Raw genomic sequence first — 9623 nt, 5'->3', positions numbered from 1 at the left:
ACTAATCCCCGCCATCGTCAACCCAAATGGATAATAATGCGTCTCTTCCAACAATGGCCCCCTACTATGTACGAGCTGTAAATTATCAAAGAACACATCCAGATTAGTCTGGTTACTTACGTACACATAAAGATAACCATTCCTGTTTATGTTTACTGAGCGTGCATGTGTTTTCAGTACTTCCGCATCTACTTTTATTACACGGGAATAAATTCCCGTGCTGGGATTTTTTGTTTCGTTTCTTTGTGTAGCTTATACTTTTATCTCTTTACTGATTTCTGCAATGGCTTTACAAGTACAATAATCCCCAGTTCTAATTTTTCAGCTACTCGCCTTACAAACTTCTTCCCGCTATATTATGCGGAACGTATCATTGTACAAATCTAAATTGTGCCTGATAGCTAAATCCGCTAATTCGCTTGTGTATTATGGGCTTGCTCCAACAGCATTGTGGGGGGGGGTCCTTTGTACTACTCCTACTTTCATGGTTACCCTCATCCTGTCCAGTATATCTATTCTTACACCTCACGTAATTCAATGAGCAGATCTTCTGTTTCACCTGCCCCAGCGGCATCACAGGGATAAATAAAACAATTTGTGTTTTCTGTATTCAATTTTATAACATGAGTTTTGAGCATAAAAAAAAACCAACCCAGTTTTTATGGAGTGGTTTTCTTTAAATAAATTATGAGTTAAATGAAAAAGTTATCGCAAAATTTTTTTAAATCTGTATCTCTCCCCCCCTTCTTCTTGATTTACCCACAAAAAAAGATACCATCTTGTCCCTTCTTCAAATTGCCCTTCTCGTGATAAAGGAATATAAAATGACATATCATTGGATATTAATTTAATTTGCCACCTTCCCTGCTCACTTAAAGTCCATTTCCCTTCACTACTAAATTTGTCTCCATATTCTTTTTTTACATATGAAGGAAGTACGAAGGTCGGTAAATTATTAGCTGTAAAATATCCATCAGTTTTTAACACCAAACAAACTGTCGAATCACTTCCGTACCACTTTCCACAAATGTCTTTTTGAGTTGGCACCTTCTCAGAGCACCCATAGAACAAAATATGTACCCAAGAAAAAAATAAAATATGTGATTTCATTATTGTCATTTTATTACTTCCATTTTACAACTTCAGTCCATTGAATTTTTTGTTCTGTCTTAGACATTGGTCCAACTTGTGTCATATCATTTAATGCCCTTCCAATTGTATTTTGATATGCTGGATAATATCCAAGAACAGGTGGTCTAAAAGCTGATTGAATTGTTGATGAATTGTATGCGCTAAATACGACTATTGCAGTTCCATTCATTCTCCGCAGAGTTTACTTTTTTTGCACGTTTTCCGCAGATGTCTCTCGTAGAGGACGCTGCGGCCGTTCACACTGAAGCAAGTTAATAATTACTCATTAAGCACAAATATTCAATAACGAATTAGTAAACCCAAAAGTAAATGATACACCCGAACTGTGTAACGAGCAGAGTCCTCTCCGAAAGACATTTGCGACAAACTACTTTTGGGTTCAATACTCTGCGAAGAAGGAACACACAGCGTAATCTCCGTTATCTTTCGTTCTCTGCGGTGAACTTATACAATTTATTCACCGCAGAAACCAAGTAGGTATTAAGTTTACACAAGATATTTTGCAACACTACTCCTCTTCTGTTTTGTTTTTCAATTTTCCCAATAAGCTATACGCATTTTTTAATGCAAGCTTTTGTTCCTTCCAGTTGATGGATGTACTACCCTTCAATTCCACTCTTCCATTCTGTACAATACCTGTTTCTACCTCAGTCATCTCAAAACCGGAGCTGTCTTTTGCAAGAAAAACATACTGCTTACCCTCATATCTTACCACGGCAGACTCGGGAACTGACCATACTTTTTTGTTATCGAGTTCAAAACTGCCATTTAAAAACATACCGGGCAATAATTCATGATTGGCATTTTCAAAATGACAATGTACCAGTCCACCTCTGTTTTCATCTACATTTCTTGTTACCAGTATTACATCTACTTCATACTTTTTTCCTGGCTTATCGGCTAATGATACCTGTGCTTTCATCCCTTTTTTGATCAGCATAATATCTTTCTCAAAAACAGTAAGGGCAGCATGAATATCATCCGGGTCTACCAGCTCAAACAAAACATCAGCGGGGTTTACGTATTTGCCGATGTTTACATTTACTTTGGTTACAAAGCCATGTATCGGCGACCGCAGGCTGATGGTTCTTGAAATATTATTGACCGTTAATTTATCCGGATCAATTCCCACAATACGTAATTTTTCTTCCAGTGATTTAATCAATACCTGTTGCGTTTTATAATCGGCTATTGCCTGCTGATATATTTTTTTACTGGTGGCATCCTGACTGCTTAATTCTTTTTGCCTGTCAAGATCAGTTGACAGAAAATCCATTCTGGCTTTTGCCATCAGGTAATCCTGTTGTAACTGTACATAACTCTGGTCCTCAAGTGTGGCAATTACTTCTCCTTTTTTTACTCCCATACCCGGTAACAGGTGTGAGCTTTTCAAATATCCACCCAGGGGGAAACTCACAGATACCATGCTTTGAGGGGGTACATCAACCACCCCGTTTACTTTTACAGAAGCACTCATGATGGTTTCAGCAGCTGTACCAATTTCAATACCGCCATTTCTTAGCTGCACTGCAGTTAAGCTTACACTTTTTTCATCAGTATTGCTTTCAGCTGGCTGGTTTGATTCCTGTTCCTTTGTTCCGCAGGCCAATGCAACTGATAAAAAGAATATTATTATATATGGTCGCATAATGTATTTATTGATTGTTTTGTAATAAGTATTCCAGTTCTATTTCATTGAGCTGCTGTTCTCTTTTCGCTGTTGCATATTGTACCTGAATGGCTAATGCCTGTGTTACTAATGCACCCCATTCAATATAATTGATCTGTCCATTTTTATACTGCAGCCCTGCGGTTTGTATGATGGTATTCGATTGGGGTATAGCACTATTCTTAAAATATTCAATACTTGCAATTAATTTTTCTCTGTTCTGCAGGTATTGTACCAACCGTGTTCGCAACTGAATGACTGCCATATCTGCTTCTGCTTTGGTAACATCTTCCTGAATGGTTGCAGCTTCAATTTTTGCTTTTCGCGATTTATTAAAAAAAGGAACCGACATACCCAATGTTACAGAAGAGAAACGGTTACCCGCATCAAAAAAACGCTCCGATCTGTTCTTATAGGTCATCCAGCCTATAAGCGACTGGTTATTATAACCAACCAGCCATTCAGGTTTCAGCCTGCTTTTTTCAAGTTCCGTCTCCGATTTCGCCCTTGCTGTTTGTGCTTCATATAGCTTAAGCTCAGGATGTTGATTTAATAAAGCAGTATCGTATAACTGTTGCTGTGCCGTTAATTCATCTATTGGCTCAATCCGTATCTCTTCCTGTATCAATAATGCCAGTTCTGACTGAACAGCTTTTATATCAGACTGATTGGCCAACAGCCATTGTTTATTTTGCATTACATGGTTGTCGATGGTTGTTTTTTCCAGCAAATTTGATTCTCCTTTTTCATACCGCAACTGCGCCATTTTCTGGTAACTGCTGTATATGCTATCTGTTCTTTCAAAGATTTTTTTTCTGGCAAAGAAGAACTGAAGTTCGAGATATAATTGGGCAACCATTTTTTTCAGCTGTGCTTTCTGAATAAAACTATGTGCATTGGCAGTTGCCAGGTAGCTGTTCAGCACAGATTCCTGTTTCCGGTATAAGCTGCCAGACTGCAGGGTTTGTGTTACAGATATACGGCTGTCGAAATTGAAACTGTTATAATTACCCAGTTCTGTCAATATCTGTGTTTTGGGAATTTCACGTGCCGTTCCTTTTAAAACCGTAAAATACTTCTCCTGCAACTGGTTTACTTTAATTACCTGTGCCTGCGTGGTGGCCAGTTCTGTTACTTCTTTAAGTTTCATCTGACGAACAGGCTGTGCAAATAATATCGATCCCGACAGCAGGCAGATGAGTAGTAATAATGTTTTCATAGACCCAGTTGGTTTTCTTTTTTCAAAAAGAAGGTATAGTATGGGTAAAACAAACAGCGTAAGTAATGTGGCTGATAATAAACCGCCTATTACCACTGTTGCCAATGGTCTTTGTACTTCTGCACCTGCTCCGTTACTGAGTGCCATTGGTAAAAAACCAAATGATGCAACAGCTGCTGTCATTAATACAGGGCGTAGTCTGGTTTCAGTTGCCTGCAAAATGATTGACTTTAAATCTTCCATGCCTTCCTCACGCAGACGATTCATTTCTGTAATCAATACAATACCATTTAATACAGCCACGCCAAACAGAGCGATAAAACCAATGCCTGCTGAAATACTAAAAGGCATATCCCTTAACCACAAAGCAAATACACCTCCGATTGCAGATAATGGAATAGCGGAGAATATAAGTAAACAATACTTGAATTTTTTAAACGCAAAGAATAACATCACAAAAATGAGCAGTAGTGCTGCCGGCACAGCAATGGTCAAGCGTTTGGTGGCTTCCTGCAGGTTTTCAAACTGTCCACCATAAGTTATAAAATAGCCCGTGGGTAATTGTACCTGTTTGCCTATTTTTTCCTGTAATTCTTCTACAATAGACTGCACATCCCTGCCTCGCACATTAAAGCCAATGGTAATTCTGCGTTGTGCATCTTCTCGCTGTATCTGGTAAGGGCCATCCTGTATACCAACAGTGGCCAGCAGATTCAATGGTACCTGTTGTCCGTTAGGTAATCCAACCAACAGGTTTTCTATATCATCAGACTGATTTCTTTGCTCTTTATCCAAACGAATCACCAAATCAAAACGTCTGTCGTTTTCAAATACCTGTCCGGTAATACTTCCTGCATAAGCAGCCTGAATGGTTTGATTAATAGATTCAATACTTGCCCCATACCTTGCAATCGATTCACGATTGTAGGTAATAACCATTTGTGGAATACCAGTTACCGTTTCTACAAAAAGATCCCTGGCTCCATCAACTGTACCGATTACGGTTCCTACTTTTGTTGCGTAGGCGGCAAGACTGTCAAGATCATCTCCAAATATTTTGCAAACCACATCCTGTCTGGCGCCTGTCATCAGTTCATTAAAACGCATTTGCACAGGAAACTGAAAACCGGTTGTTACCCCGGGAACGGCCTGCACCTTTTCTCCCATTTTTTCTGCGAGCTCATCAAAAGTTTTACCTGAAGTCCACTCTTTCTTATCTTTCAAAACAATGATCATATCGGCAGACTCAATGGGCATTGGGTCTGTAGGAATTTCACTTGACCCCACTTTTGTTACAATCTTCTCTACTTCCGGAAATTCTTTCAATATAATTTTAACTGCTTTCTGACTCTCCTGCAAAGTGGTACTTATAGAAGATCCTGTGAGTACCCTTGTTTCTACAGCAAAATCGCCCTCTTCCAGTTTGGGAATAAACTCTCCACCCAATGTATTCATCACTATAAGTGCAGCGGCAAATAAAATAACCGATCCAGAAATAATCCATACAGGTGCAGCTATTGCTTTTTTGAGCAGTGGTGCATACCAGGATTGCAGTTTTTTCATCATCCGGTCTGAAATATTTTCTTTGTGCCCTCTTTTCCTGCTCAGGAAGAAAGCACTCATCATGGGTACATAGGTTACCGATAAAAGAAAAGCTCCAAGAATAGCAAAAGATACGGTCTGTGCCATCGGCTTGAACATTTTTCCTTCAATTCCTTCCAGTGAAAGAATGGGCAGGTATACAATCAGTATGATGATCTGGCCAAATACCGCAGCATTCATCATTTTACCACTCGACTCTTCCACTGTGCTATTCATCTGTTCGCGGGTGAGCTTTGTACCAATTGCTATACCATTCTGCTTCGACATTTTATGCATGACTGCCTCCACAATAATAACGGCTCCGTCTACCAACAAACCAAAGTCAAGCGCACCAAGGCTCATCAGGTTTCCACTTACACCAAATGCATTCATCATAATAATGGCAAATAACATAGACAAGGGTATCACTGTTGCCACAATAAACCCTGCCCTGATATTTCCCAAAAACAATACCAGTACAAAAACAACAATCAATGCCCCTTCCAGCAAATTGGTTTCTACTGTTCCAATGGCATTGTTCACCATTTTGGTTCTGTCGAGAAAAGGATCAATTATAACACCCTCGGGTAATGTTTTTTCAATCTGCCTGATCTTGTTTTTGATATTACGTATGACCTTATTACTGTTCTCCCCTTTCAGCATCATTACCACAGCCCCGGCCACTTCTCCATCGTTATTATAAGCCAATGCACCATAACGTGTGGCACTTCCTATTTTTACTTCTGCGAGGTCGCGAACTAAAATGGGTATACCGTTTACCTTTTTTACAACAATACTTCCTATGTCTTCAATACTTTTGGCCAACCCATCTGTTCTGATAAACAATACTGTTGGTCCTTTCTCAATGTAGGCCCCTCCTGTATTCTGGTTATTTTCCTGCAATGCCTTGTAAACATCGCCGATGGTTACCTGCAGACTTCTGAGTTTATCGGTTTTTACAGCTACTTCATACTGTTTCAGTTCGCCACCAAAACTGCTTACATCGGCAATACCTTCTGTTGATAGTAATTGTTTTCTTACTACCCAATCCTGTATGGTTCTCAATTCAGCCATACTGTATTTTCCTTCGTATCCGGGTTTAGGTCTTATTACGTATTGAAATATTTCACCCAAACCCGTGGTAACGGGCCCCAGTTCCGGGTTACCCATACCCTGTGGTATCTGCTGCCGCACCTGTGCAAGCCGTTCATTGATCTGTGTACGTGCCCAGTAAACATCTGTTGATTCATTAAAAACAATGGTTACAAGACTTAGTCCAAAACGGGAAAAACTTCTTTGTTCCACAATACCCGGCACATTTCGCGTAGCCTGTTCAATGGGTACTGTTATAAATCGTTCAACATCAGGTGCACCCAGATTGGGGGCATTGGTGATCACCAATACCTGGTTATTGGTGATATCAGGAACAGCATCAATTGGCAGACGCGTTGTTTCTATAATGCCCACAATGACAAGTGCCAGCACCATCAGCCCCACAATCAGTTTATTCCTGATGGAAAAATGAATAATTGCATTTAACATGCGTACATGAATTTTTCTCTGATAATTAAGATACACGAACTCACTGTTCTTCCGGTCTGAAATCGGTGAACAGTAGTTACAAAGTGCAGCAGCTTACTGATACACTAAAAACTATACAAACCGTGGAGGCTGGAAAATGTCTTCCAGAGAGATAGAAAATGGTGTTGCATCGTTCAACAGGGTAAATTCCTGTTGTACATCATAAGCAAACACTTCATTGATCTGTATTTTCTGAGGAGGAAGATTATTGAATGCAATCATGCAGCAATCATTCATGGTTTTGAAAGGCAATTGCATGTCGCGGAGGTTATCGGCATCATTATCATCATGCCCCATATAATGCATATGCAGAAACTGAACCAGTGTTACGGATGCATTACCAGCCTTATGCTCATAATAATGTTGTACCAATACAGGCAGTTTAAGCAACTGACTGGCTTCAGTAGCTCCAAAGAGGTACACGACTACTAATGATATGGCTACCAGTTTTCGCACCCGATAAAGGTACAGAATTCTGGCAGCCATTATTACTGAAATTTCAGGCTATTTAAGGGCATTCAGAAACACCCATTCAAAACTCAGCAGCCAGCTTTTCTCAGCCATCCGATGCATATTGCCTCCTAACTGAAAACGATAGCCCATATTCAGTTTGGCCTGGCTGTTGAAAATGAGTTGCGCAGCAGGAGCCAGATCAACAAAATAGCGTTGTTTGTCATAGGTCCGTTGTCCCAATAATTCTACATATAGATTCAGATTCGTCTGGTTATAGCTGGTATATTTCTTTGGCAATACGAGGTAACCAGCAGACAATGAATAATTAAATGCCTGGTATGGCACTGCTTTCGGACCGGGTAGTGAACGTCCTTTTTGCAATGATTCTGTAAGACTTAATGTGGTAGAAACGGCGAGCTTATGAAGCAGTTGTGTTGCAATTATCCCAGCCTGCACACCACTCTGATCACCTTCCAGACTTAACTCATCAAACATCGACACATTTCTGCTATGTGATGCTTCTGCAAAAGCAGCCATCCGAAAATGACTATACATACCATCAATAGTAAGGAAGCGATATTTTGCATAAGTCCTCACACTTTCAAAACGCTGAGAGGAGCTGTACATATCAGAAAATGTAACAGCACCATGTACCATCAGGTTTTTATTCATACCAAACATCAATTCCGATGTATGTCTACTCTCAGTTCTGCCCGACATGGCGCTACGAAGCCATTTGCCTGTTTGCTTTACACTGATTGATTTTGACGGCATATTACTGGCCGGTTCAGAAAAAACGTATAACTCCTGACCGCTTGCAAACAATGTTACAAGCAATGCAGTAATAAGAAAATTGATTTTCATAACACAGTTTAAATACTTAAATACAAAACATCACCTTGCCTTTATTACAAGACAGCATGGTAAACACGTTTACCATCAGTAAAACCTGTTTCGTAAGCTTTACCGGCTGTTAATTTGTATTTTTTAAACTGTTGTGCAGACACAAAACTTTTATCAATCAATGTAAAAGTTTTTTCGCCAGTAAGTGTTTGATCAGCTGCATTGATGAACTGTAATGTCTGGTTACCCAATTCCACTTTCGCACCTTTTTGTACTTTAACCCCATTAAAATTAGAAGTCACTTTTAACTGATCTACTGAAAAGCCTGCATCAATAACCGCCTTACTCAATGCATCGAAATTAACAGGCGTTCCTTCTTTAAAAAATACTTCATAGGTTGACTGCTGTATATCTACCTGTATTTTTTCAACAAAAGGAACATCCGATAAAGATTTGAATACCGCTTTTGAACACATAGCACAGGTAAGTCCACTGGCTCTCAGGTTGGCTTTTTTAACCTGCGCATTTGCCATCAGGCCAATGCTTAAGAATAATACTATAAGAAAATTTTTCATGATTATTTATTGAATGATAAAATGTGTTACCGCTGAAAATAATTCAGCAGTAACACAAAAAATATATTTACTCATTTGGTTTTAGTGCAGCAGTCTTTTGCATCTTTTGCACACTTATCGGTACAGCAGTCCTTAGAAGCGGTACAATCTTTTGAGCTGCAACAATCTTTATCGTGTTTTACAGCAACCGTTGCCTTACGATCGTATTTACAGCACTCGTGAAGATTGTTATAGGCTTCATCTTTTGCTGTGAGGTCTTTGGTATCATATCCTGCATCGGCTACCTTTTGTTGTATTTTGGTACCACTGGTTTTAGATGAAGCATATTTTACTTTCAGGATTTTAGTATCCTCGTTCCAGATAGCAACACTGGCTCCGCCAGCTTTAGCTGCTTTTTCAATGGTAGATTTACACATACCACAGTTACCCCATACTTTGATCTCCTCTGATTTTAAAGCTGCAGGTTTTGTTTGTGCAAAAGCGATTATGCTGAAGAAAGAAAATAAAACGCTTAAATAGATAGATTGTGTTTTCATGACAATATGTTTTG

The 9623-nt window shown here is 39.4% G+C and carries 7 protein-coding genes; all 7 read right to left on the bottom strand.

Annotated features, from left to right (window positions below; all coding sequences use genetic code 11):
- Positions 1–705 precede the first annotated feature (705 nt).
- Positions 706–1110 (bottom strand): hypothetical protein, encoded by a 405-nt coding sequence (locus KXJ59_RS01485; RefSeq protein ID WP_295200349.1) that lies wholly within the window; start codon positions 1108–1110, stop codon positions 706–708.
- 550 nt (positions 1111–1660) lie between these two features.
- Positions 1661–2800, bottom strand: a complete 1140-nt coding sequence (locus KXJ59_RS01480; RefSeq protein WP_295200347.1) for an efflux RND transporter periplasmic adaptor subunit — start codon at positions 2798–2800, stop codon at positions 1661–1663.
- 7 nt (positions 2801–2807) lie between these two features.
- Positions 2808–7163, bottom strand: a complete 4356-nt coding sequence (locus KXJ59_RS01475; RefSeq protein ID WP_295200346.1) for a CusA/CzcA family heavy metal efflux RND transporter — start codon at positions 7161–7163, stop codon at positions 2808–2810.
- 111 nt (positions 7164–7274) lie between these two features.
- Positions 7275–7688, bottom strand: coding sequence for a hypothetical protein (locus KXJ59_RS01470; protein ID WP_295200344.1), 414 nt, complete (start codon positions 7686–7688; stop codon positions 7275–7277).
- Positions 7689–7706: 18 nt separating this feature from the next.
- Positions 7707–8519: a hypothetical protein gene (locus KXJ59_RS01465; protein WP_295200342.1), complete on the bottom strand. Its 813-nt coding sequence runs from the start codon at positions 8517–8519 to the stop codon at positions 7707–7709.
- A 44-nt stretch (positions 8520–8563) separates the two neighbouring features.
- The gene (locus KXJ59_RS01460; protein WP_295200341.1) at positions 8564–9073 is read right to left on the bottom strand and encodes a heavy metal-associated domain-containing protein; all 510 of its coding nucleotides are present in this window, start codon (positions 9071–9073) and stop codon (positions 8564–8566) included.
- Between the two features lie 71 nt (positions 9074–9144).
- On the bottom strand, positions 9145–9609 hold the full coding sequence (locus tag KXJ59_RS01455; RefSeq protein ID WP_295200339.1) for a hypothetical protein: 465 nt from the start codon (positions 9607–9609) through the stop codon (positions 9145–9147).
- Positions 9610–9623 lie beyond the last annotated feature (14 nt).

The sequence above is a fragment of the Sediminibacterium sp. genome (assembly GCF_019264485.1).
Lineage (GTDB): Bacteria > Bacteroidota > Bacteroidia > Chitinophagales > Chitinophagaceae > Sediminibacterium.
This window is presented reverse-complemented; position numbering and strand designations above follow the sequence as displayed.